Here is a 21,839-nt window from a genome sequence, read left to right on the forward strand (position 1 = left end):
TCCGAGACTGGCTCCAGTCCCTACGGGACCGCAAAAGACCTTAGATCCGTTAGGGTCGGATAAGGATACTAGATGGAACTGTTTCTCAACTACGCTCTCTACATTATCGTTAGCATTGGATTTTTAATTCCTTTTACAGGACTTGTTGTCGGCGCCGGAGCCATCGTTAATGCGACGGTCGCAGGCTTTCTGGTCAATTTTGCCGCGCAAGTCGTGGAAGAAGACAAGCTCAAGTCTTATCTGGATAAGAATAAAGACACGCGCATAGGTAAAGCCTTACAGCAAGCGATCGACGCAGGCAAAACGAAATTGCACCCGAGCGGCGCCGTAGCAGCAACCCCCGCCGCTCATACCTCTGATGAGGGCCATGGAGAGCATCACCTAATTTCCATTAAGACTTATAGCTTAGTTTTCGCAGCACTGATTATCGGAACAATCGTCACCGTATGGGTAGCCGGAATCGACTTCGGGGCCGCTAACACTGTCATTGCAATGTTGGTTGCAACAATCAAAGCTTCTCTGGTTTTAGCTTACTTTATGCATTTAAAATATGATAACCTAATGAATAGGGCCATCTTCGGATCCGGATTCCTATTCTTGCTCCTTTTATTCGGTTTTTGCGTGGCGGATATCTTTACCCGTTCCAAAATCTATCTCGGTTTCCCTTACTAAAAAATCCTTAGTAATCGCAGACCATTAAAAAGATTCGAGAAGCCAACCCTAAAAAGGTTGGCTTTTTTATGTATTTGTAAGAAGAAGATATCCGTAAAATTTGCGAATCGATTTCTAAAATGATCTTGCTCTTAAATTAAAAGAGAGATTTTTTTCCGAAATATCTCCTCCGTATTTCGTCGCTGATTCAACGATCGGAGCCAATAAAAATAAATCATGATACAACTAACTTGGCCACGCGATCAATTTACCGGTCCTGGAGGTGGTTTATATACAGGACCGGGTGGTGGACTTTACACTGGCATCGGTGGAGGCGCATACGCCGGACCGGGTGGCGGGCTATATACAGGCCCAGGTGGCGGACTGTATACCGGACCAGGTGGTGGGCTTTATACCGGGCCTGGCGGTGGACTTTATACCGGGCCTGGCGGTGGACTTTATGCGGGACCGGGTGGTGGACTTTATACCGGGCCTGGCGGCGGACTTTATGCCGGTATGGATGGAGGACTATATGCTGGATCTAGCATAAACCCATATAAGAGCAATATCCCTCCGTGGCCTACATTCATTAAGTATGTTAAGTCGATCGGTATGATAGGGTTAGCTCAATTAATCAAATCATACATCCCAAATTTATGAGATAATTGTTTCTGAATTTCACTAGAAAATATAAACCAAATGAAAGTTTCGTTCCGTTTTTTAAACTCGTCTCGAGGTTTAAATATCGATTGCATTTCAATAATAATCAAATACTTGATCGACTTTTTTTGTCTCGCCTATCGGTTTGTACAATCGGAGTAAAATATGGCCGGTTATTCGGGAACTCCTCTTGCTAAGAAATTAGGTTTTAAGGAAGGTCAAATAGCGATACTGATCGGCGAACCTGCGGACTTTTTCAAACTTCTGGAAGATCTGCCGGAAGGAATTAAATTTAAAAAGAAACTTTCCGGAAAATTCGATTACATTCATCTCTTTGCAAAAACGGTAAAAGAGCTGGAAAAGTACTTTCCCAAGTTTGAAACGTTTTTAGCGGATAAAGGAATGGTCTGGATTTCTTGGCCAAAGGGAAGTTCCGGCGTCGTAACGGATATCAAAGAGGATAAGATTCGAGAAATCGGTCTTAAGACCGGACTAGTAGACGTAAAAGTCTGCGCTGTCGACTCGATATGGTCCGGGTTATTGTTTCGTCGTCGAAGAGTCTGAGTGCGGAAAGTACTTGCCTTTCGAGAAAAATCGAATCCAGTTTAGCGACCGGGAAAACGTCAAGTCTATAAATGAAATCGAAAATTCGGAATTTGACCGTTATCGGCTCTTCGATCATAATTCTATCCTTTGCTTGCAAGGAGAAGGTCCCGGAAATCTCCAAGACTGTCGAAATACCTGAATTAGGATTGATCCTTAATTACGAAGGTTGGACTTATAGCGAATCCGTATTCGAGGAAAGACAAACCCCTATTACAAAAAAGAATTCAAAAAAGGATTTGAAGGTTCTATTTTATCTTGTCGACTCGGAAGAATATACTAGGCCCGGCATTCGCACGAGTATTAACTTCGTTTCCGAACCTATTCCGCCCCGTTACTCAAAAGCGACTCTGGACGATTACATCGCGTCGATTGGGGCACTCTATTCGAACTTATATAAGAATTATGAAATGCTTTCCGTACCGCAACGACTGACGATAGGAAAGCACAAGGCCGCCTTAATCGAGGGTCGGTTCCTATTGGAAAATTTCGAACAATCGACAGAAATTCATAATTATCAACTTATATTTCTAAAAGACGGTCACGCATACATCATAACCGGATCGACTCCCGAAGACGAATTTAAGATAAAAGGCCCGAAAATTCTTTCTACCTTGAAAGGAATACAGGAAAGTAAAGGTACAAATTCCTCCACGTATTAGGTTTTAAGAGTCGGCGTCTCTTCGTATTCGACGAGAAGTCTGTATATGCTTACCGCATCTTTCCAAATATGAATCTTTCCTTGCTGGTTTAATTCCCTTACATATTCGTTCACCTCTCCCAAGCGTGATCGAAAGAAATAAAATAGCTTTTTGTCCTCAACTGCAATGTGACTGATCAACCATTCCTTTAGATCCTGCAGTAATTTCGATATGGCATCCGTATCGTCGTTTCTACTTCCTTGAATCAAATCGTTTATTATTATGTTAAAATCTCGGTGCTGCTTGATATGCGAGTTCGTGTCATGAAAGCTGAATTTTCTCATAATTGCCTCTTCGGTACTGAAATGTTCTTTAATATAATCCACCGTGGCAGTTAGAGCTTCCTTGATTCGACCGCTTAGGACATCGTTTTTGATCTCTTGCTTTAATCTTTGACGATGTAATTTTTCGGTTCTAACCAATAGTTGCAGTAACCAGAGATGCTGCATATCGACTATAGCAATCCCGGTCTTCAATTTATATCTGAACCAAAGTTCGGAAATAATTCTAAGATTATCTTCTCCGATCGTTTGAAATTCGAACTCTCTCCCCATACCTGAGGAACTCATCACTCTTCTATAAAGATCCTCAACCTCGTCACTATGAGGGGAATTCAAAAATTGAGCATTCATCCAATCTTTGATTTCATCATAATGTATCTGCACGGCATCGAGATAGGCACGGTCTTCCGAAAGAATATGCTGAAACAACCAGGTTCTTAAATTTCTAAGAAGATTCAAAGCGGCCTTTTTATAATCGCCGGTGACTCTTTCTCTCGCCCTTCTTCTCAAAACTGCAATAAATCGAGTATGTTGGATTCTGTGTTGACCTAGTTTTTGGTAGTTGATGCTTTCGAGAACTTTCTCCTCAAGAGAGAAATGTTCGATGGTATAATCTAAGGCGCGAGTTAAAGTTCTCGTAAAATTACTTTCCATCGAGACCGGATCGGCCGATTCCAAATCATCCTCTAGTTCGACGATCATAGCGATTAGCCAGATATGCTGTTTATCGATCGCAGGAATATTTAGGGCCATGTCAAAGGTTTGCCAAATAGTTCGAATTCTTCCGACTGTGCTTTCCTTCACGGTCTTCTCCTCTAAGCAAAAAGGGGTATTTGCTTTTCCAACGTAAAGTTAATTAACAGAATGGGAAGCGGAAGGCTGTCACCGAGCGTCGACCAAGCGGTTGATTAATATCAATTCACTCAGGAAATGGATCCGGGATCAAAAGGAAATAAAGGTTAATTGAAATTTATATGCCTAAGCGAGAGACTATTTGCTCAGCTTCTTTAACGAAATGTAATTCTTCTTCTTTTGAGAATGGCCCGAATTGATTCGTTAGGAACCTCTTAGATAATTCGATATATTCGAGGCAACCGGCGATGGTCATTATCGGTTTTGCTTTTCGCGGATAGATGACTATTTCACCGTTTTTAGGTACGACCATTGCCCGAGGAGGAATTTTCTTGCCCCCGCGAATCATGCAGCCTGCAAAAATCATTGCGCCGTCGCCGATCTCGGCCTCGTCCAAAATTACGGAGCCTATACCGATCAGACATCCTTTACCGATTTTGCAGCCGTGGAGCATGGCATTATGGCCCACCAAAGTGTACTCGTCGATAAAGATTCCCCGAGTCGAGTCCGTATGGAGAGTGGTATTATCCTGAATATTTACACCTTCGCCTAAATGAATGGAATTCATATCGGCACGAAGCACTGCTCCGGGCCAAACCGATGCGTACGGTCCCAACTCTAAGAGACCGATTAAAGTTGCAGCCGGATGAATAAATGCGGTCTCGTGGATCTTCATGAATATCCTTATCGAAGTGGGTAACCGGCGGATTTGGCGATATCAATCAATCGATCCGTTATCTCTTTAATTCTTTCTTGAGTAAGGTTCTTATCCTGACTCAATAATCGGAAGCGGTAAGATACGGATTTTTGATCGTCAGACAAATTACCTCCCCTGAAAACTACGGTAACCCGTAAATCTTCTAATTCGGGAAATGATTCCTTCCGAACTAACTCGGCAAAATTGGACGTAGATTCCGAAGCGTTCATCACCAATGATAAATCGATTTCGGTTTGGGGAAAATGAGAAGGCACCTTGAAATAGTTCGTCTGTCTTTTAGATTCCCATACGCTTAACAGGGTCCCAAAATCGAATTTACCGAGAATCGTCCTCTTTTTTAGATCCATCTTATCCAAAAGAACCGGATGAACGTAACCGAGTTCACCGATCTTTTCACCGTCGATTAACAAACTTATACTTGCTTTAGGATGAAAGAAAGGCTTCTCTTCCGATTTCCAAATGTAACTGCGAATATTCAAATTTCGAAGAACCTTCTCAATCCCCGAACGTACTTGTAAGAAATCTGATTCTAGTTGTCCTAGATCCTTTTCATTCCATTTACGTCCTTCGCTTACCGCCCAAGCAAACCATTTGGATTCGTTTAAAGGTTCCGCAGCTTTTTTATAAGTCCGACCGAATTCGAATATTCGAACATTCTCGAACCGGTCCGCATTTAATCGGATATTTTTTAGAAGGGAGGGATACAAGGAAGTGCGTAAAAACGCCTGATCGTCGGGCATTGCATTTTTGATTCGAACGAAATTTTTGCTCTCCTCTTCCACTGAGTTATCGCTTTCGGAGGCATACGAGTAGTTAAAGACTTCATTATATCCCAAAACTTGAGAAAATTGCTTCTTCAACATTCTTTCGAGTTCTCTAGCCAAGTTCCTTGCGGGAGGTTTAACCTCCGACGTCAGAGGACGACGAGGAATACTTGCATATCCTAAGGATCTACCGATCTCTTCCGTTAGATCTTCCGGCAGGGTAATATCATAGTTATGTCGATATTTTGGAACCGTGACGACCGCTTTCTCGCCATCCCAGTCCGTTGCAAAGGAAAGTTTTTTTAACACCGTATCGGCAGTATTGCGATCGATATCGGTTCCAAGCTTTTTGTTCAGGAAGTCGAGGTTCAGCGTGATATTAACTTTTTTATCCGCAGTGTGAATATATCCAACGGGAACACTGGCTCTAACGGTCTCACAACCGTTTTCTCTTAACAATTGAAGAGCACGTTTAATTACCGGAAGGGAGGTGGTAGCTTCCAACCCTTTTTCATAACGAACGGAGGATTCGGATCGTATACCCGTTTTGCGAATCGATTTTCGAACGAATTCCCGAGGGAACACTGCGGATTCTAAAATTAGACTTTTCGTCGAAGCAGAAACTGCCGTTTCTGCGCCTCCCATCACCCCGGCGATCGCGACCGCTTTTCCCGAATTACGGATAATTAATATTTCAGGATCGAGTTCGGGAGAAGTCTCATCTAAAAGTGGAAAAGATTCTTTCGCTTTTGCGTAGTCCACTTCTAAAGCGACTTCGCCTTGACCTTGCAATTTATCTCGATCAAAAAAATGCGTCGGTTGTCCGGCTTCTAAAAGAAGGTAATTAGAAACATCAACGACATTATTGATTGCTCGGATTCCGCATTTTTTTAAACGAGCTTGAATAAGTTTTTTGGAGGGGACTATAGAAATACCTTCAATTCCGACTGAGAAATAAGAATGAGCGTATTTCGTTTCTTTAACTTTCGGTGAAGAAACTTCCTTCGTAAATTCCCATTCCTGTTCCAAAGGATTGAATTTGATGGGGAGTCCAAGTTGGGCGGCCAGTTCTCTTGCAAAACCGAAATGGCTCCAAAGGTCCGGTCGATGCGTGATGGATTTATTATCAACATCGAAAATTTTATCTCTAAATCCGAGGAATTCGCGGAGATTGTCACCCGGCTTTGCAGTCGGATCGCTAAGAACCATCACACCCGAATCTTCTTCGGAGAGACCAAGCTCTTTTTCGGAACAAAGCATACCCGAACTTTTGACCCCCCTAAGTTCGGAGTCCTTGATCTCTTTTCCGTCGAGTATCGCACCGGGAACGGCAAGCGGAACCAAATCACCGACACGCAAATTCGTAGCGCCGGAAACGATTTGAATTTTACTTTTTCCATCCGCTACGATCGCAAGCTGCAATTTATCGGCCTGTGGATGTTTTTCCAGCGATTCTATCCGGACTAAAACAATCTTCTCTAAATGCGGGAAAAAATCCTCAACGCCGTCGATCTCACAAATAGATGCGGCGATTTTCTTCAGGATTTCTTCCAACGGGACCTCCTTCAGAGGTGCATAATCGTTCATCCAATCCAGGGATAATTTCACGTCTCGGCTCTCCCAGCGTCGATAATTTCGACGAAGTACTTTAACAAAAGCCGGGAATCGACAAGACTGTCCAGCAGGAAACCGGTACGTTTATTTCCCGTATTTCCAATAATCTTGGAACTTGATTATCGTGATAAAGGAAAGTAAGCCTGAAACAATTCGAATCTATGACGAATATCTTTCCCGACTCGGACCTTTCTTAGCTCAACTTCAAAGTCTTCTTTCACTTTTTGAATCTCGTTTTTCGTCCGATTCATTGCCGATTTCTTTTCCGGTTTTCCTTCCCATTTATAAGCGGCTTCCTGTCGCATCAATTTCTCTTCCAATTGACGTACGGTATTTTGATTGCTGTTTCGAATTTTATATTCTTCTTTTAGAAAGAGATCTTTCGTTTGCTCATACAGTTCGCGTTTACGATCTTCCATCGCCTGGTCCAAAGCTTCGCAGGCCGTTATAAAGTTTGTCTCGTAATCCGAAACGGGAAACTCTTCGGGACCTGCGATCAAGGATTCGCGGACCGCTTCCGGAAGATTTTCTAAAACGCTCACATTCCCGCTTCTACGGTTTACTTCTACCGTGAAAATTTCCTTCCTTTCCAATGAAAATCTGAACTCAACCATAAATACGAAGTACAGTGAACTTCCGGTGGATCGGTAGAATCCTGTTTTCCAACCCCTTCGGTCTTTCAGAAAAGAGAGGACGGCGTTGTCGATCAGCGGATGACCGAATGCCAAAAATTCCAAACTATCGTTTGAAAGCGCTAATTCAGAATCAAAAGTAGCTTTCTTACCCTTATATATTTCGCCGTCCAATTTATACAAATGTGGACCTTCCGTTTGGACTCGACAAGAAGCTTCCTCGGGAAACGCCTTAGAATAACGGACAAAAAATTCCTCTAAGTGCGAATTAGTATATGATCGTTCTTGCAGAGTCGTCTTGTAATAATCCTCTAAATTAAAATCGATCAATTTCGGGGTCACCAGCGAACCGAGTTTCTCGAAGCCTTTCTTCGCGATTTTAATCCTTTGATCGATTTCCTCTTCGACTTCTTTAAGTTTCTTATTCCCCGTCACGAAGCGCATAAAATTGGAATGAAAATCCAGCTCATCCTCGATCGCGCCGAGTAATTCGTCAGAGTTCCCGATCGACTCTTCGAACAATCGAATCTTATTCGAGAGCACTTCCAATATTCTTTCGGCCACGGTGTCCTTAGAGGCGAAATTGAAGATGAATACGTTATCCTTTTGGCCGAAACGATGAATACGTCCGATTCGTTGTTCTATTTTTAAAGGACTCCAAGGAAGATCGTAGTTAAATAAAACATTCGCAAATTGTAAATTTCGACCTTCGCCTCCCGCTTCGGTGCATATTAAAATTTCGGAGGATTTTCTAAATTCAAGAATCGCTTCCTCTTTTGCGTCCGCGCTTAACGATCCGTGAAATAAAGTAACCTTATAATCGGAAAGGCTTGCGGCAAGAAAATCCTGCGTACTCCGAAACTGGGTAAAAATGATAAATTTCGGGTGCCCTTCTTTCTTTAGCTTTGCGATCGTTTCCTTTAGCTTTTGAGTCTTTCGATCGTCTTTGATTTTTTTCCCCAAAAGAATCAAACGGTTCAGCGAAAGTAATTCGCGACGGAGATTAGCTAGATCATTCGGTGCGGATTCGTCCAAATCGGAAACGAAATCCTCAACTCCTTCCGTCTCGTCAAAATCCCATTCCTCCAATTTGCTCTCGATCGATTTCAAATGATGCAAACGGTTCTCAAGCATGAACTTTCGTTTTGAAAGTGCGGAGAGAAGCGCAAAAACGGAGGAATCCAGCAGCTTTTGAAAGACGATCATTACAAAACCGATGGCTCGGTTTTGCGTTCTCATCGCTAAATTATATTCTCTTCGTACGTATTCGGTCGTTTCGTCGTAGAATTGTCTTTCTGCAGGAGAAAGTTCGATCTTAACGGTCTTTGCAAATCTCTTCGTGAAACCTCCGACTTCGACCTTTCTCCTTCTGAGTAGAACTTTAGAGATCTTTTCTTTTAAGTCGGACTTATTGCCCAATACGTAATCGTTCACGAAAGTATTGTAAGGTCCTAAAAGATTGGAATCCACAAGATGAATCAGATAGTACAGCTCTTCCAATTTTCCTCGAAACGGAGTCGCTGTTAGTAAAAGTAAGCATTCACACTTGCGGGCTATTTTTTCGGCAAATAAGTAAGCGCGGGTGACTTTATGATAATCTCGCCGCAGTCTATGCGCCTCGTCGAAAATTACGATATCCCACTTGGTTTTTAAAATCTCTTCGGCATATTTGGGATTCTTAATAAAATCTACGGAAGTAATCACATGCTTGAAATTCTTCCAATTTTTTTCTCCAGAAGCGACAAAGTTGCGTCTTTTAACGATTTCAAAATCTTCGTTGAATTTATTCTTCAGTTCCTGTTGCCACTGAACTAATAATGGAGAAGGAGCTACGATCAATACCCGTTTATAACCGCGCCTAAAGATCAACTCCTTCATAACGAGCGCAGCCTCGATCGTTTTACCTAAACCGACTTCGTCCGCCAGAATAAAGCGCGGCTTCAAAGAATTCACAACGATATAAGTCGATTCGATTTGGTGAGGAAGTAATCTAGTTCTAGAATTGGAAAGCGCGGAAAGCTTATCATACGCATGAGTAAGCTTTAATTCAAAGGCAGTTAAACAAAGATGTAAAAGCTCGGGAGTTCCCGTCGCTTGGGAAAACGGCGTCGGATAGGCCCCGATAATCCGTAGCTGTGATGAAGTTTCCGAAATCGATTTTCGAATTCCTTTCTTCGGAAAGAAAATGGATAATTTTCCCGCCTCGGAAGATTCTATCTTTCCGATTCCCAAATCGATCTCGTTTCTAAGATAGCATGAGTCGCCCCGGTATCCGGTAGGTGATTCCGAATCAAAATCAAGGCTAAGCTGTAGCGTGGACTCCAAACTCAAACCCCTCTCTTATCCCCCCAAATATATTTATGCGTTTGCAAGGATAAACGAAGATTGCTTTTACCGATTTCCTTGATCCATTCCACCAATAATTCGGGCGATAACTCTTTAAAAACGGGGGACACAAGTAGGTTTCCTTCCAATTGAAATCGATCCACAACATCGATGGTTCTTTCAAAATCCTGCCGATCTCTAACCACGAATTTTATCTCATCCAACGGATCATTTCTATCCCGAATGATTTCAAAGTTTTCGACCCGCATCCGATCTTCCATTCCGGATCCGGGGAGCTTATAATCTAAAGTAAAAACCATATCCGGCAGATCTTGAATCAATTCGGCTCCGTTCGTCTCCACCCTTGCTCTCGGGAAATTCCCGGAAGATTTTCGTTCTTCCCGCAATCGATTTGCTAGGATTTTAGAAAACTTTCCGTTCCCAGCCTCCAAAGGTTCCCCACCGGTCAAAAGTACTTGAGTGGAAACAGCGGAAAGACTTCGGATTTCGAAAACCACTTCTTCAACGCTCATTTCCCGTCCTGCATTTGGAGACAGTGCGTATGCGGTATCGCACCAAAGTTTTTTAGAACCGGTCATTCCGCATCGCAAGGAGCATCCTGCAAATCGCACGAATATCGTCGGTAATCCCGTAGATATGCCCTCTCCGGAAACTGATAAATAGATTTCGTGAATTACGGATTTCATATTATAGCGGACGGCCCGTTCGTACAACAGTTTTCCTAACCTTTCCTAATTGTAGCAGAAAAAGGTTTAGCCGGGAATACCAAACTGTTTCACTTGAATTCTAAGTCAAGACCCGACGAATCAGCCTATCCAAAAAAAGGTTGAGATACCCCTAACTATAATGTAAAAAAGTCAATCCCCCTATTGCTCGCTATAGTGACACAATGGGAGTATGAATTGCTGGTTTTAATGCTCCTTTTTAGAAAAAAAAATCACATGCTGTTGGAAGGGAAAGTTCGTTTGGCTTTTACCTTACTTGCGGGACTCATGCTCGCGGGATTTTTGCTATCATTTTGGACCGTCAGAGAACTGGAAAAAACCGGAAACTGGATCCATCATACATACGAAGTCATCAGTAAGATCGATTATGTTAAATCTCTCTCGAGGGATTTGCGTCTCTCATCTCCCCACCTTCGCCCCAAAAGTCAGAAAGAGCTTTTAAACATCGTCGCGGATCTTGAAACCGAAGCAAAGCTTTTGCAAGACCTCATCCACGATAACCAACTGCAGGTCGTCCAAATGGGCGGCCTTTTCGTGGAAATCCAGAATTTAAAAGCCCAAATCAAAACCGTTTATAACGCGCAAGAACGCGGAATCACACAAGTGGAAAAAATTCTTTCTCAGATGCGCGGCGAAGAATTGCTCCTTCTTGAAGAGAGACGCGCAAAAAGACAATCGCAGATTCGAATGACTTTCATCGTTATTTCTATTCTGCTTTTAGGAACCTTATCAGTCATCTTATTGAGCATTCAAACGATTCGTAAAGACATCGGTGAAAAAAAGCAGATGACCGATCGATTAATCCAAAGTGAGACTAGACTTCTCTCCATACTTGACGGACTTCCTTCGGCATTCGCAATGCTGGATAAGGAAGGGAGAATATTATTTCACAATCAGGTCTTTGCAAAAAAATTCCTCAACCCGACCTATGAAAGTTTTCTGGATTTGAATCTTCTCTTCGGACCCGAAAAAACGAAGTACATTTCGAGAATGCTCGAAACGTCTATCAGTGGATCGGTGCCGGTAGAATATGAATTGGATCTACCTACCCAAGATTCGATACGTACTTTTCATTGCATTAATTTGCCTCTATTAGGCGTTGAAAACGAAGTCTATGCTATCTGCGCTCTCTTCACTGATATCACCGTTCGGAAGAACTACGAGGACGATCTTAAAAGAGCCAAGGAAGAAGCTGAAAAAGCGAACCAAGCAAAATCGGATTTTTTAGCGATGATGAGTCATGAAATTAGAACACCGATGAACGGAGTAATCGGAATGACCGAACTCCTATTGGATTCCGATCTTGCGGGAGATCAGAGAGAATACGCTGAGATCATTCAAAAAAGCGGAGAAAGCCTTTTAAGCATCATCAATGATATTTTAGATTATTCGAAGATCGAATCCGGCACCCTGAGTTTGGAATCGAAAGAATTTTCGATTCTTGAAACTGCGGAGGAAACGTTGGATCTTTTTAGATCAAGCGCAGCGGAAAAAGGGATCGATTTGATATGTCATATAGATCCGAACGTCCCCGAAATGATAATCGGAGATAAGCTTAGGCTTAGACAAGTATTGATCAACTTATTCGGAAATTCGTTGAAGTTCACTGAAAAAGGGGAGGTTTTTTTATCCGCAGAAGTTTCTAAGAAAGATAAATCCTTCTATACTATTCGCTTTTCCGTTCGCGATTCGGGAATAGGAATCCCAAAAGAGAAACAAAAGCAACTTTTCAATCCCTTCTACCAAGCGGATACGAGCTCGACTAGAAAATACGGAGGAACCGGATTAGGTTTATCCATATCGTATCGTTTAATTAAGATGATGGGTGGACGGATTTGGCTGGAGAGTGAAATTAATAAAGGAACTACTTTTTCATTCGAAATACAAGCGGAAAGCGTCGAACAAAAAAAACAGGTTACGGCAAATATAAATTTTCCCGGATTAGAAAATCGCAAAATTCTATTAATCGACGATAATGCGACAAACCTTCGGATTCTTTCTCATCAGCTTCAAACATTGGGGCTTATGACCTTTTCCTCTTCTTCGAAAGAAGAAGCGTTATCCTTACTTGAATTGGGAATTCTGCCCGAGCTAGGAATACTCGATTACAATCTTTCCGGAAGTAACGGAGTTCAGATCGCACAAGAATTAAGACGTAAGAATTTCCTCTTTCCGTTGATCTTGCTTTCTTCTTCAGTATTGGATATGAAGGAAAGGGAAATCGCGGACCAACTTTTTCTAGGACAATTGAATAAGCCCGTTAAGAAGAAAGAGCTCGAACAAATCGTGACGGAAATTCTGGTCACTGGAACCGGAAAAGGAAAAGCGAATCGATCCGCCTCTTACTTGGAAAAGCAAAAGGATTTACTACAATCAACTTATCCGTTCGAAGTCTTGATAGCGGAAGACAACGAAATTAACCTGTCTCTAGCTAAGCGAATAATGCAAAAACTCGGTTATAATCCGGAAGTTGCGATCAATGGAAAACAGGTTTTAAATCGGCTTCGTGAAAGAAAATTCGACGTGATTTTAATGGATGTACACATGCCGGAAATGGACGGCATCCAAGCGACTCAGGTAATTCGAAATACCTGGCCGCAGAACGAACAGCCGTACATTATCGCAATGACGGCGGCTGCAATGCAAGGAGACCGAGAAATCTGCCTGCGAGCCGGCATGAACGATTATGTTTCAAAACCAATCGTTTTCGAGGAACTCATTCATGCCCTCCGAAAAGCGGGAAACTCAATCTTCGCCTGATTCAAATTTAAAATACATTTGTCCCAAGATGAAAAATTGCCGATTATTAATATTAAGGGATTATCAGAATGTTTTCCGGAACGAAGCTGCGAAATTTCTCCGTTATACCTGTCAAAAGCCGTCATCTATTGGCTCTGCTTTGCTGCATTTTATTCCTGCCGTATCAAGGGAATTCACAAGACGGTGAAACCGTAAAAACTCTCGATACTCGAAAAACGATCCTTTGGACCGGAGAGATACTCGGAGTTTACCGTAACAAGGGCAAAGTTAAGATTCGAATCGAACGAAATTCTTTCTTTGCGGATCGTGAAGAGGAGGAAATTCGCGCAGTTCTAGATATGTATAAGCGATTTCCATTGCTCCGAAAACCGAAGCTCGAGGAAATCGGCTCTTTCTCGATCGAGAATGTAGAAATTGAATTCGAAAAAGTTGGCCGCAAAACAAAACCGGTATCCGTCGAAATGAGAGGATCCTTTTCGTTGCTTCCAGGAAACCCCGAGCGGCTCGTTGCCGCCGGGATTTTAGTAGGGCACTATGGAGAGGAAAAATTTTATCAAGATCCCGCGGCTTTCGATGCAACCGATGTCGTCAGAAATAGACCGAAAAAAATTCTCCTTCATCCTAAGGACGGCAAAGAAATGGTTCTCGTAAGTTCCGGATACGAGTCCGGCGGCAAGACTCTTTACGAACAAATGGGATATTTCCTTTTTGGCCAGGGTTCGGAACCTTCGGAAGACAGCTATAATCCTTTTTTCGATTCGCCCAGACGAGATACATTGGAGGAACTTTCCTCCTTTTATATAGACAAGCATGAAGTCACAAACAAAGAATATTATAGATTCCTAAAGGAAACAGGAACGCCTCCTCCACCGCATTGGGAAAACGGTTTTTATCCGAAAGGAAAAGACTATCACCCTGTAGTGAATCTTACTTACAGAGAAGCGGAGCTTTATGCAAAATGGACCGGTAAGAGGGTCCCAAGCGAATTTCAATGGGAAAAAGCGGCAAGGGGAACGGGAATTTCCTGGAGACTGCTTAAGGACGAGAGTTACGAATTCGTTTCTAACCCCCGAGATTATCCATTCGGTAACGAATACGACCCGGTACTTTGCAATACGAAAGAAAGCGGCAAAAAGGAAACCGTTTCCGTGTTCGAGCTATCTACAAAAGGAGAAAGTCCTTTCGGAGCCTTGGGAATGTGCGGTAATGCTCCTGAATGGACTAGTTCCCCTTATCTTCCCTATAAAGCCCACAGACTTTCGTCCGTAAAATTCGGTAAACATCTGAGAGTTATTCGAGGCGGTTCCTTCAGTTCGGATAAGGAAGAAGCAAAATCTTATTCGAGAGATTTTGGAGGGATTCCGAATCTTTCCACGGACCGAAAAGCGGGAATTCGCTTAATCATGGAGTTGAAGAAATAATACTTCTTCCGATATCAATAAAAGTTAATTTCCGTAAGAAATACGATTCAAGTCACTCGACTTTTTAAGAGAAGCTTATCCAGCGTTTTGGGAGCGAAGCGACTCAAAAATAGGCCGAACTTTTCTTTAAAACCGGCGGGGAATATATCCCTCTTTCTTGCTTCAATTCCCTTCAAAACGATTTTCGCAACCGCATCCGGTTCCATCCCTCTTTTTTGCCCTTCATCCATGATGCCGTGAGGAGAACCGTCGGCGGACAGAGCTTTCACGGAAATATCCGTCTTAACAAACCCCGGCGAGACCGTTAACACATGCACGCCCGATTCCGCATTTTCCAACCGGATACTATCCATGAAAGCTTGGATTGCATGCTTGCTCGCGGCATAACCGGAACGATATTGTGTCGCGAATTTACCTTGGATGGAAGAGACTGCAACGACATGACCGTCGGTTTGTCGAAGATCGTTTTCCAAAAGTTTATACAGTAATACCAACGGATAATAGTTCGTTTCGATTAGGTTTCGAAAGACCTTAAAATCCGCCTCGGACGCCAAAGCGCGCATCGAAACTCCCGCATTGTGAACGAACCCGTCTATACGCTTCACTCTTTTGCGAAATTCTTCCACGGCTTTTTTCAGTTCGGTCTCCGAGGTTACGTCTGCGGGAAGAATAATCATTTGATCGGAATTCGGAAGAGAAGTTTTTAATTCTTTCAAAGCATCTTTACGCCGCGCAATGACACCCACGACCGCTCCCGCATTTGAAAGTTCTTTAGCAATCGATCTCCCAATACCGGAACTTGCACCAGTAACGAGAAAAACCTTATCTTTGAAAAACGAACTCATATTCAAAATGCCTTTCAGCGGTAGGGAAAATAATAAGAAAGATTCCTAAAAAAGCAAAGTAAAATCCTTTCTGGGTTTGAACGTCTTAAAAAAACTGAATTAGGGGGAAGAATGGCACTTTCGCAACTCAAACAAAAAATCAGATTCAAAGATTGCGGCTTCCAGAGAAGATATGAAAGTAGGTACTACTGGTTTCCCGAGGAAAGTCCCCCCTCCTGCTTAATCGAGGCCAGCCAACGAGACTCCTATCACGACATGACTCTGTATATGTTGATTAATTTAACGAATATGAAGATTATCGATCTTGACGTAGAAGAGGATCGAGTTCCTTACGAAACATGTCCGCATGCGATCAAGACTTATTCGTATCTTATCGGTGAAGAAATGTCTTACAGTAAAATCATGCGCAAATTTCCGGAAGATAAAACCGCAGGCTGCCTGCATATAAACGAGTTATTACAGAACGCGGCGCAAAGTTTTTCTTCCGCCTACGCCTTCTTCTTAAAGGAGCGCAATTTTCCTCCTGAGCTGGATGAGTATCGTATGTATGCCGGCACTCTTGATGCAAAAAGCAGGCGGGAAATCGGAAGGCATTGGTGGATGAAAGATAAAGGAGTTCGAAATTCCTGCTTTAGCTTTTCCTCCCGGCACGAGACCGCGGAACTCAAAGAGCAAGTGAAACCTCTTGACAGCATTACCGCTATGATGGTAAAGGAATTCCGTAGCTCTCGAAAAGATCGAGAATCGGAGTAAAACCGTTTTCTCTCGACCAAATCCGGACTACCGGAAAATTCTATTGTTTTTTCGCGCCATTATGCCCGCTTAGCTCAGGGGTAGAGCATTTCCCTCGTAATGAAAAGGTCGCCGGTTCAATTCCGGCAGCGGGCTTCCCTTTTTTCGTTTTATCTTTGGAACGAAAACTATTTCGAATCTATCACGGAATACCCAAGTATTTGATTCTCTTTTTGCGTTAATTTACAAAGAGAAGAGAAACGTAGTCGCCGTTATATTACTCACATGTTTCTTCAGTGAGCATGCCACCTAGCTAAAGCTAACGATGCCAAACTGCAAAAATCGGCGCATGAAAAAACGTAACGAAGAAACCGGCGGCAAGTCGGTTTAATTAAGATTATCCTTCGGAATGGAAAAATATTATTCGGAAAGGTTACCAACCGATATAAAAACCAGATTTTCATAAAACGTGATGCTAGGATAAATCCAACCAAAAAACCGAGTCAGACGAATTTTATGCGGATGGCGGAATGATGCACCAATCGCTTTAAATTCGAATATTTATGATTGGAGTTTTAATATTAATCTTCGTATAATAGTGTCGTGTCCGTTAGTCTAACTTTTTCGGGCTCTTATGCGAAACGGAATTCTGCCAATTCTATTATTTTCCTTATTCTTACGGTCTCCGTTAATCGGCGAGCCGAGCGAATATTGCGATTCTAAAAACGTGTGTTACACGGTTGAACCCGGCATTTTTGACGGTTCGATTTTTCTTCAGGCGAAGACACTTCCACCCGATGCGTTTTTTACGATCTATCTAGCGGTTTCAGGATCGAACGTTTCCACAGACCCAAAAACTCCCGTTTCGATCGTACTCCACGGATCGGAACGGAAAAAAGCGATCGATCTAATTAAAATCGACCCGACTCAACCGATAACTCCTAGAGTGGATTTCGTTTCTTATTTCGGAAAACTGAATGCGGTTCACGACGATTCATACGTATATCATTTACCGTATGAAGGAAAATCCTGGATATCCGTCGGATACAATTCCGGAAATGAACATCGCGGAGATGCCATGTATTCTCTGGACTTTTACATGCCGGAAGGAACGACGGTTTTAGCGGCAAGGGACGGAACTATTGTCGAAACGGAAGATCGATTTTCAGTCGGTAAAATTGATCCGACTCTAATCGACAAAGCCAACCGGATTATCATCGCTCACTCGGACGGAACTGTTGCTATTTACGGACATTTAAAAAAAGAGGGAGTACTTGTAAAGCCCGGTGATAGAGTGGTGGCAGGTTCAAAAATCGGCTTCTCGGGAAATACGGGATATTCAAGCGGCCCTCACTTGCATTTCGAAGTATATCGTCCGGAAGAAAATCGACGTAAAAAAACTTTTCCGACTTTATTTAAAACCGAATCGGGAGAAGCCGAATATCTTACGGAAGAAAACGCTTACTGGCAAATGACCGAACCGAAGTTTCCGGGTTTTCCGATCACCGATTTGGATAAGTTATGCTTTAGTGAAATTGCCCCGACTGCTGAAGTAAATTCTTCCTGCGCAGATAGAGTTTCGCTTAAAAGGAAATTCTATGTAACGATGCCCATTTATAAAAACGGACCCTACGTATTCGAAGCGGAACTTTTCGTCTCCGGACAAAGAAAGCCTACTTTATCGTTCAGCGATAAGATACCTGCTGGTGTGACTTCCGTTTCTTGGGAATTTCCTCCCCAAACGATAAAGGGAAAATATTCCATTCAAATTCGAATGAACGAAATCGATATTGGAACTAAGACCTTTCAAATCCTTCCTTGACCGAATAGGCTCCTATCTGTTACAAGGAACCCTCGATGTCCAATTTCATCATTATAGGAGTTTGTTTTTTAGCCGGTATCATAATACGTCATTGGGGAAAATTTCCGACAGACGCGCATAAATCTTTAAACGCTTTTATCATTACGATCTCGCTTCCATGTTTGGAATTCGTCCCTTTGCGCCACGCTGTCTTGGATGGAAACTTTTTGATTCTCTCCGCGATGCCATGGTTTCTGTTCGGAACTTCTATATTCTTCTTTTCCCTCTTGGGAAAAAGATTCGGCTGGGATGATGCTACAAAGACCTGTCTCTACCTCTCCGCAGGGTTGGGAAATACCTCTTTCTTAGGAATACCGTTAGTCGAAGCGTATTACGGAAAAGAAGGAATTCCTACAGCGGTAGTGATCAATCAATTGGGAACATTTCTAGCCCTTTCTCTTCCGGGCACTTACCTCGGGACTAAGGCTATGCTAAGTCTGAAGAAAGAATCGGAATCGGTAAATCTTCTAAAAAGGCTGTTTTCCTTCCCGCCATTTTGGGGATTACTAGTGGCGTTAGCCAGCCGACCCTTGGCCCTTCCGGCGCCGTTAGAACAGGCAATCTCGCGAATCGGAGATACGCTCACCCCTTTGGCCCTTTTTTCGGTCGGTTATCAGCTTCCGCGAGTTGGGAAGGTTAATTATAACCTCGCGGATGCCGAAAATTCTTCGGGAGCGTTATCGGCTCCTCTAGTTTGGGGTCTCGTTTATAAACTCTTATTGGGTCCGTTTATGGTATGGTTTTGCTTTGGTAGCTATTATTTCTTCACTGATCCTACTTTCCGTCAAGCGCAGCCTACCTATTTGCGGGATTTCAAAATCCTTATTTTGGAAGCCGGTATGGCCCCAATGATAACCGGAAGTCTTCTTGCTGCCGAATGGGGACTTAAACCAAGATTGGCTGTTTCCTTAGTCGGAATCGGAATACCGCTTTCTTTTGTTACGACGATGGGATTGTATTACCTCCTGGAGAATTGGGCGTGGATTGGAACGATCTTTTTCGGGCCGTGAAAACGGGAAATAACGGAACCCTCCGCGCGCTTTTAGAGGAGGCGACCGCCAGGGACGGCTATGCCGAAGAATTCCCCGAACTAAGAGATTCCTACGGATGCGGTCTCTTATACTGGGCTATTAAGGAAGATAACCAAGAAGCCACCAAACTTTTGTTGGAATACGGATCCGATCCGAATGAGACCAGCTCGCGTGGCGAGACCGCTCTATTGCTTGCATTGGAATCCAACCAATTGGATTTAGCCAGACTGATACTGGAATATGGAGCGGATCCGGAACTCCGAGATATGGACGGTAATACTCCGCTAAGCAAGGCGGTAAGCTCCGGTAGATTGGAATTAGTCGAGTTGCTTTTTGAAATTCCCGACTCAGTGCCGGATATCGAAGGCAGGAACGGCGAGGGTTACTCGCCGCTTTTGCTAGCGGTAGATCTTGGAAATTATGAAATCGCGGAATACCTTCTAAATAAAAACGCCGATCCCAAGAAAAAAAATTCCGAAGGTCGGACAATTCTTCACTTAACCGCCCTGCATAATGATTTTGAAATACTAGATTTATTTTCCGAAAACCAAGAGGTTCTTTCCTTACTCGAAAACAGGGATCAGGATGGAAATACTCCCCTGTTACTTTCCGCCTTGTATGATAGCGTAGAATGTTTGGATAGACTTCTGCGTTGGGGCGCAGATCCTCTTGCTAGAAATTTAAGCGGAAAATCGGCCAAAGAAGAAGCCGATCGAATGAAATTTAATCATACGCTCAAAACGATCGATACCGCGACCGTCAATTTATTCTTTAAAGCGGCGGCGGAAGGCAGAACGGATATCGTCGAACGTATTTTGAGCAATGGATACGAAGCCGAAATTCGAGACGCTCAAGGAAGAACCCCGTTATTATTGGCTGTTCAAGCCGAAAAAGCGGACTTAGCGGACTTGCTTGTAAAAAACGGCGCATCCCCCTATTCCAAGGATAAAGAAGGAAATTCTCCTTTGGCTATCGTAGAAAAATCCGAAAGCCCGATGCTGCATCAAGTGTTTAAGCAATTCCTCGAACCTGAGGAAGGAGAATCTTAAAGCAGACGGATTCTTTTCAAAATTCTTTCCAATAATACGTCGGGGTCCGAATGGATCTCGATTCCGTCTCTTGTTTCAGAATCTAAAAAACCTTCTAAAACCATATGATCTAGCTGTTTTAATAAAGGTTGAAAAAAGCCGTTCACGTCCAGAAGACCGAGAGGTTTGGATAAGACACCTAGTTGATTCCAAGACGTTACTTCCACAAGCTCTTCTAGCGTGCCGATTCCGCCCGGTAGTGCAATAAAGGCGACAGACTTTTCGTACATTAGCAATTTACGCTCATGCATAGTCGGCACTAAAATCAATTCCGTTATTTTCTTATGAGCGATTTCTTTGCTGGAAAGAAATTCCGGAAGAACACCGATGACTTTTCCCCCTTTCTCTAAAACCGAATCGGCCACGGTTCCCATTAAGCCCGAGGTCGCGCCGCCATACACCAAATCAAGTCCTTCCGAAACGAGTAGGTGACCGACAAACTCCGCAGCTTGTAGATATTTCGGATCTGTGCCGGGTCTAGATCCGCAAAAAACACAAATGGCAGGCTTCATTACCCTGACAGAATTTATATTCTGCAAAAGCTGGCAACCGGATTAATAAAAGCGAGGCGCCTCCTTATCCAGTAAGGTCCGACCGCTTTGGTTCACTTCGACGGGATCAGGATGAATAAGAACTTCCGTATACGGGAATTCCTCCTTTAACTCGTCTAAAATCGAATCCAGAATTTTGTGACTGTCCTCTAGCGTTAAATTCTTAGGCATTTCCAAATGGAATTCCAAGAATCGACGCTCCCCCGCGGAGCGAGTTCTCAGATCATGGTATCCAAGAACTTGAGGAGCTCTGCTTTCCACAACCCGTAAAATCGAATCCCTATATTCATGGGAAAGATCACGATCCATTAAAATATCCGTACTATTCCGAAAAATACTCCAAGCTCCCTTGAGCAGATACAAGGAGACAAGAGCGCCCGCCAGAGGATCTACCCAACCCCAGCCCGTATTCATAGCTACTGCAACGGAGAATAGTACCAATAGATTTCCTAATAAATCCGAAACATAATGCAAGCTGTCCGCCGCGACTAAAAGTGATCCCGTTTTGCGGACCACGGATCTTTGAAAAAGAACCAATGCACCGGTTAACGTAAGAGAAACAAACATAACGTAGAAAGAAGAAATTTCCGGAATTTCCGACCTAGGATGCAAGACGTGTTCTGCCGCATGGAAGAGAATCCAACCGCCCGAAGCAGCGACTAAAAGACTTTGAAATAGACCCGCAATCGCCTCTGCTTTTCCGTAACCGTATCTATGATCCGAATCAGCCGGCCTAGCCGCTTGATACAAGGCGTAAAGATTTACCGAGGACGTAAGAAAGTCTAATCCCGAATCCAATGCGGATGCAAGTACCGCGAGCGAGTCCTGCGAAAAACCCACCCAAAATTTCATTACGCCTAAAAATCCGGCCGTAAAGAGGGATAATAAGCCCGCAAAGATTTTGATTCGATTCGAGGAAAAGTTCATGCTGCTCTCTCCCAACACTTTTCCTTTACGAAGATATATCCTTCTTTTTTTAATTTCCAAACCCAAAAAAGGATTG

18 protein-coding genes and 1 tRNA gene are annotated in these 21,839 nt (G+C 43.1%); 11 read left to right on the plus strand and 8 right to left on the minus strand.

Features of this window, described 5'->3' with window-relative positions; all coding sequences use genetic code 11:
* The first annotated feature begins 72 nt into the window (after positions 1-72).
* The 4 genes from LEP1GSC058_RS12745 to LEP1GSC058_RS12760 all read left to right on the plus strand — a co-directional run bounded on the left by LEP1GSC058_RS12745 (position 73) and on the right by LEP1GSC058_RS12760 (position 2,576).
* Positions 73-672: a cytochrome C oxidase subunit IV family protein gene (locus LEP1GSC058_RS12745; RefSeq protein ID WP_016550002.1), complete on the plus strand. Its 600-nt coding sequence runs from the start codon at positions 73-75 to the stop codon at positions 670-672.
* A gap of 216 nt (positions 673-888) precedes the next feature.
* Complete coding sequence (locus LEP1GSC058_RS12750) at positions 889-1,311, plus strand: hypothetical protein (protein ID WP_039948368.1); 423 nt, start codon at positions 889-891, stop codon at positions 1,309-1,311.
* A gap of 165 nt (positions 1,312-1,476) precedes the next feature.
* Entirely contained in the window at positions 1,477-1,875 is a 399-nt protein-coding gene (locus LEP1GSC058_RS12755; protein WP_016549649.1) for a hypothetical protein, read from the plus strand.
* Between the two features lie 71 nt (positions 1,876-1,946).
* Positions 1,947-2,576, plus strand: coding sequence for an LIC_13215 family putative lipoprotein (locus tag LEP1GSC058_RS12760; RefSeq protein WP_016551055.1), 630 nt, complete (start codon positions 1,947-1,949; stop codon positions 2,574-2,576).
* On the opposite strand, the gene LEP1GSC058_RS12765 is transcribed toward LEP1GSC058_RS12760, so the two are convergent.
* From LEP1GSC058_RS12765 to LEP1GSC058_RS12785, 5 genes are all read right to left on the minus strand, one after another.
* Complete coding sequence (locus tag LEP1GSC058_RS12765) at positions 2,573-3,700, minus strand: bacteriohemerythrin (RefSeq protein ID WP_016550053.1); 1,128 nt, start codon at positions 3,698-3,700, stop codon at positions 2,573-2,575. The genes LEP1GSC058_RS12760 and LEP1GSC058_RS12765 overlap by 4 nt on opposite strands.
* A gap of 166 nt (positions 3,701-3,866) precedes the next feature.
* Entirely contained in the window at positions 3,867-4,424 is a 558-nt protein-coding gene (locus LEP1GSC058_RS12770; RefSeq protein ID WP_016549802.1) for a gamma carbonic anhydrase family protein, read from the minus strand.
* A gap of 8 nt (positions 4,425-4,432) precedes the next feature.
* Positions 4,433-6,838, minus strand: coding sequence for a phenylalanine--tRNA ligase subunit beta (pheT, locus tag LEP1GSC058_RS12775; protein WP_016549774.1), 2,406 nt, complete (start codon positions 6,836-6,838; stop codon positions 4,433-4,435).
* A gap of 125 nt (positions 6,839-6,963) precedes the next feature.
* The gene (locus LEP1GSC058_RS12780; RefSeq protein ID WP_039948626.1) at positions 6,964-9,801 is read right to left on the minus strand and encodes a DEAD/DEAH box helicase; all 2,838 of its coding nucleotides are present in this window, start codon (positions 9,799-9,801) and stop codon (positions 6,964-6,966) included.
* Positions 9,802-9,803: 2 nt separating this feature from the next.
* Positions 9,804-10,508, minus strand: a complete 705-nt coding sequence (locus tag LEP1GSC058_RS12785) for a 7-carboxy-7-deazaguanine synthase QueE (protein WP_039948369.1) — start codon at positions 10,506-10,508, stop codon at positions 9,804-9,806.
* Between the two features lie 255 nt (positions 10,509-10,763).
* Between LEP1GSC058_RS12785 and LEP1GSC058_RS12790 the strand changes: the two genes are divergently transcribed.
* A complete protein-coding gene (locus LEP1GSC058_RS12790; protein ID WP_016551034.1) occupies positions 10,764-13,307 on the plus strand; it encodes a hybrid sensor histidine kinase/response regulator in 2,544 nt (847 codons plus the stop codon).
* A gap of 68 nt (positions 13,308-13,375) precedes the next feature.
* A complete protein-coding gene (locus tag LEP1GSC058_RS12795) occupies positions 13,376-14,728 on the plus strand; it encodes an SUMF1/EgtB/PvdO family nonheme iron enzyme (protein ID WP_016550806.1) in 1,353 nt (450 codons plus the stop codon).
* 47 nt (positions 14,729-14,775) lie between these two features.
* Here LEP1GSC058_RS12795 and LEP1GSC058_RS12800 read toward each other — a convergent pair whose 3' ends face one another.
* Positions 14,776-15,573: an SDR family oxidoreductase gene (locus tag LEP1GSC058_RS12800; protein WP_016549957.1), complete on the minus strand. Its 798-nt coding sequence runs from the start codon at positions 15,571-15,573 to the stop codon at positions 14,776-14,778.
* A gap of 111 nt (positions 15,574-15,684) precedes the next feature.
* Here LEP1GSC058_RS12800 and LEP1GSC058_RS12805 point away from each other — a divergent pair, with 111 nt between their 5' ends.
* The 5 genes from LEP1GSC058_RS12805 to LEP1GSC058_RS12825 all read left to right on the plus strand — a co-directional run bounded on the left by LEP1GSC058_RS12805 (position 15,685) and on the right by LEP1GSC058_RS12825 (position 20,246).
* Positions 15,685-16,326 carry a DUF2889 domain-containing protein gene (locus LEP1GSC058_RS12805; RefSeq protein WP_039948371.1) on the plus strand — a complete coding sequence of 214 codons (642 nt, stop codon included), beginning with the start codon at positions 15,685-15,687 and terminating at the stop codon, positions 16,324-16,326.
* A gap of 63 nt (positions 16,327-16,389) precedes the next feature.
* Positions 16,390-16,461 (plus strand) — tRNA-Thr (locus tag LEP1GSC058_RS12810).
* A gap of 478 nt (positions 16,462-16,939) precedes the next feature.
* The gene (locus LEP1GSC058_RS12815) at positions 16,940-18,127 is read left to right on the plus strand and encodes a M23 family metallopeptidase (RefSeq protein ID WP_016550426.1); all 1,188 of its coding nucleotides are present in this window, start codon (positions 16,940-16,942) and stop codon (positions 18,125-18,127) included.
* Between the two features lie 35 nt (positions 18,128-18,162).
* Positions 18,163-19,176, plus strand: coding sequence for an AEC family transporter (locus tag LEP1GSC058_RS12820; RefSeq protein ID WP_016549644.1), 1,014 nt, complete (start codon positions 18,163-18,165; stop codon positions 19,174-19,176).
* Positions 19,146-20,246 carry an ankyrin repeat domain-containing protein gene (locus LEP1GSC058_RS12825; RefSeq protein ID WP_016550746.1) on the plus strand — a complete coding sequence of 367 codons (1,101 nt, stop codon included), beginning with the start codon at positions 19,146-19,148 and terminating at the stop codon, positions 20,244-20,246. Before LEP1GSC058_RS12820 ends, LEP1GSC058_RS12825 begins: the two co-directional genes overlap by 31 nt.
* Here the strand turns inward: LEP1GSC058_RS12825 and LEP1GSC058_RS12830 are convergent.
* On the minus strand, positions 20,243-20,797 hold the full coding sequence (locus LEP1GSC058_RS12830) for an LOG family protein (protein WP_016551017.1): 555 nt from the start codon (positions 20,795-20,797) through the stop codon (positions 20,243-20,245). The two genes, LEP1GSC058_RS12825 and LEP1GSC058_RS12830, sit on opposite strands and share 4 nt — an antisense overlap.
* 42 nt (positions 20,798-20,839) lie before the next feature.
* Complete coding sequence (locus LEP1GSC058_RS12835; protein ID WP_016550198.1) at positions 20,840-21,763, minus strand: cation diffusion facilitator family transporter; 924 nt, start codon at positions 21,761-21,763, stop codon at positions 20,840-20,842.
* Between the last annotated feature and the right edge of the window lie 76 nt (positions 21,764-21,839).

This window comes from Leptospira fainei serovar Hurstbridge str. BUT 6, assembly GCF_000306235.2.
Taxonomy (GTDB): Bacteria; Spirochaetota; Leptospiria; order Leptospirales; family Leptospiraceae; genus Leptospira_B; species Leptospira_B fainei.

Coding starts and splice junctions, on each gene's coding strand:
- LEP1GSC058_RS12745 (WP_016550002.1), top strand. CDS start 73: ATGGAACTGTTTCTCAACTACGCTCTCTACATTATCGTTAGCATTGGA.
- LEP1GSC058_RS12750 (WP_039948368.1), top strand. CDS start 889: ATGATACAACTAACTTGGCCACGCGATCAATTTACCGGTCCTGGAGGT.
- LEP1GSC058_RS12755 (WP_016549649.1), top strand. CDS start 1,477: ATGGCCGGTTATTCGGGAACTCCTCTTGCTAAGAAATTAGGTTTTAAG.
- LEP1GSC058_RS12760 (WP_016551055.1), top strand. CDS start 1,947: ATGAAATCGAAAATTCGGAATTTGACCGTTATCGGCTCTTCGATCATA.
- LEP1GSC058_RS12770 (WP_016549802.1), bottom strand. CDS start 4,424: ATGAAGATCCACGAGACCGCATTTATTCATCCGGCTGCAACTTTAATC.
- LEP1GSC058_RS12785 (WP_039948369.1), bottom strand. CDS start 10,508: ATGAAATCCGTAATTCACGAAATCTATTTATCAGTTTCCGGAGAGGGC.
- LEP1GSC058_RS12790 (WP_016551034.1), top strand. CDS start 10,764: ATGCTGTTGGAAGGGAAAGTTCGTTTGGCTTTTACCTTACTTGCGGGA.
- LEP1GSC058_RS12795 (WP_016550806.1), top strand. CDS start 13,376: ATGTTTTCCGGAACGAAGCTGCGAAATTTCTCCGTTATACCTGTCAAA.
- LEP1GSC058_RS12800 (WP_016549957.1), bottom strand. CDS start 15,573: ATGAGTTCGTTTTTCAAAGATAAGGTTTTTCTCGTTACTGGTGCAAGT.
- LEP1GSC058_RS12805 (WP_039948371.1), top strand. CDS start 15,685: ATGGCACTTTCGCAACTCAAACAAAAAATCAGATTCAAAGATTGCGGC.
- LEP1GSC058_RS12815 (WP_016550426.1), top strand. CDS start 16,940: ATGCGAAACGGAATTCTGCCAATTCTATTATTTTCCTTATTCTTACGG.
- LEP1GSC058_RS12820 (WP_016549644.1), top strand. CDS start 18,163: ATGTCCAATTTCATCATTATAGGAGTTTGTTTTTTAGCCGGTATCATA.
- LEP1GSC058_RS12830 (WP_016551017.1), bottom strand. CDS start 20,797: ATGAAGCCTGCCATTTGTGTTTTTTGCGGATCTAGACCCGGCACAGAT.
- LEP1GSC058_RS12835 (WP_016550198.1), bottom strand. CDS start 21,763: ATGAACTTTTCCTCGAATCGAATCAAAATCTTTGCGGGCTTATTATCC.